Origin of the sequence: Methylobacterium sp. B1 (assembly GCF_000333255.1) — a bacterium.
GTDB classification, from domain to species: domain Bacteria; phylum Pseudomonadota; class Alphaproteobacteria; order Rhizobiales; family Beijerinckiaceae; genus Methylobacterium; species Methylobacterium fujisawaense.
Genome location: NZ_BACT01000031.1, coordinates 1 through 2132, shown reverse-complemented (window position 1 = coordinate 2132; position 2132 = coordinate 1). Strand labels below are relative to the sequence as shown.

At 68.6% G+C, this 2132-nt stretch carries 2 protein-coding genes; both read left to right on the top strand.

Translation table 11 applies throughout. From position 1 onward, the window contains the following. The first annotated feature begins 497 nt into the window (after nt 1–497). Entirely contained in the window at nt 498–1208 is a 711-nt protein-coding gene (locus I53_RS00900; protein ID WP_043345675.1) for a TIGR04282 family arsenosugar biosynthesis glycosyltransferase, read from the top strand. Further along, nucleotides 1205–2132: hypothetical protein (locus I53_RS00895; RefSeq protein WP_043345672.1), on the top strand; the 928-nt coding region annotated here is incomplete at its 3' end. The genes I53_RS00900 and I53_RS00895, both read left to right, overlap by 4 nt.

Here is a 2132-nt window from a genome sequence, read left to right as displayed (position 1 = left end):
GGGGACCGGGGGCCCGTGAATTCGTCAGATTTTGGGCCCCCAAGCAGGTTGCAAATGGTGGCGGGCTGCCTGACCAGCTACCCGGTGAACTGGTGGCTCGTCAGTGCCGGCATCAAGGAGCGGATGTAGGTCGGAGGGCTGCTTTATGAGTTTGAAGCCTAAGAGCTGACCGGCGGGAAACCACCCAACTCAGCCGTTCAGAGGCGGCCGCCAAGGAGGCCGAAACTGACCGAAAGCGGCTGGTCCGCTTCCGGGTGCGGTCATGGCAAGAGCGGACAGCCCTTCTCCCGGAGGCTCGCGCCACACTATACGTCCAGCCAGTGCGGGCTCGAATGGTCCGGCGCCGGCATCCCGTAGAACCTCATCGGCCGCGAGGGCCATACCCCGGTCGCACTTTGTGATTTGGCTTTCCAGCAACAATTTGCTCTCTCTTTGCCGCGGACGCATCGTCCCATTACAGTTTCAGGCGCGCGGCGCTGCGCCGACATGAGGGACGCATGACGGCAGCGCTCGGGATCATGTGCAAGGCCCCGCGCCCCGGCCTGACCAAGACACGCCTTGCCGCACGCCTCGGCCCGGAGAAGGCAGCACGTCTCTCTGCCTGTTTCCTGGCGGATGTCGCCGGTGTCGTGCTCGCGGTCCCGGAGGCGCTGGGCAGGCAGGGATACGGCATCTATGCGCCCGCGGGATCGGAGGCCGAGCTCGCTGCCATCCTGCCGCACGCCTTCCGCCTGCTGCTTCAAGAAGGATCCGATTTCGGGGTCATTCTCGGAACAGCCGTGCGTCGTCTGCTGACCGAGCAGGCGCACGACTGCGTCGTGCTGATCAACGCCGACTCTCCGACCCTGCCCGCATCGCTGCTCACGGACACCGTCACCACCCTGCGACGGTCCGGAGACCGCGTGGTGCTGGGGCCCGCCATCGACGGCGGCTACACGCATATCGGGTTGAAGGCCGACCATCCCGAACTCTTCGCCGGCATCCCGTGGAGCACGGACGCAGTGCTGGCCCGTACGCTGGAGCAGGCCGCCGCAATCGGCCTGGAGGTTAAGGTGCTTCCCCATTGGTACGACATCGACGACGCGGCGACATTCCGCCTCCTTCAGGATGAGATCGCGGGAATCCCGCCGGCGTTCGCTGCGGACGGCATCGTCGGGGGGCAGGCGCCCGCGACGCGCGCGCTGCTGACCCAATGGCGTGACGCGTGAGCCCTGTCCGGCGCCTGACGGCCCTCGGCATCGCCGGAACCGTGCTGATCGGGCTCGGCATGCCGCTTCTTCAGGGCTTCGGCGACGATGCGTTCCTGGCGCTCGCCTGCGCCGGTGGCGTGATCGCCGCCCTGGCCGCGCGCCTGGAGGAAATCCCGGGGCCCCGGGCCCTGGCCATCATCGTCGGGGCCGGCCTCGCGATGCGGCTCCTCGCGCTGCCCGCGCCGCCGATCCTGTCGACCGACATCTTCCGCTACGTCTGGGACGGAATCGTGCAGAGCGCCGGGATCAACCCCTATCGCTACGTCCCGGCCGACCCGGTACTGGCGTTCCTGCGCGACGCGCAGGTCTACCCGTTCATCAACCGCGCCGACTACGCGGTGACCATCTACCCCCCGATCGCGCAGGCGTTCTTCCTCCTCGTCACCCGCATCTCGGCGAGCCCGCTCGCCATCAAGATCGCCCTCGTGGCGTGCGAGGCGGTGACGATCTTCGCCCTGGTCGGTCTGCTGCGGCTCACGGGACAGTCGGAGACCCGCGTGGCGGCCTACGCTTGGCATCCGCTCCCGATCTGGGAGATCGCGGGCCAGGGCCATATCGACGGCGTGATGATCGCCCTGACGATGCTCGGCCTGTGGCTGGCCCTGGCCGTCGGCCGGCGCTACGCGGGCGCGACATCGGTGGTGCTGGGGGCGCTGGCCAAGCCGTTCGCCCTGATCGCGCTGCCCGGCCTGTGGCGACCCTGGGACTGGCGGATGGTCGCCCTCGTGCCGGTCGTCATCGCGCTGGCCTATCTGCCCTACCTGTCCGTCGGGAGCGGCGTGCTCGGCTTTCTCGCGACGGGATACGCCGACGAGCAGGGCCTGTCCTCGGGCACCGGCTTTCCACTGCTGCGGCTTTGGCGGCAGGCGGTCCGCCAGTGGC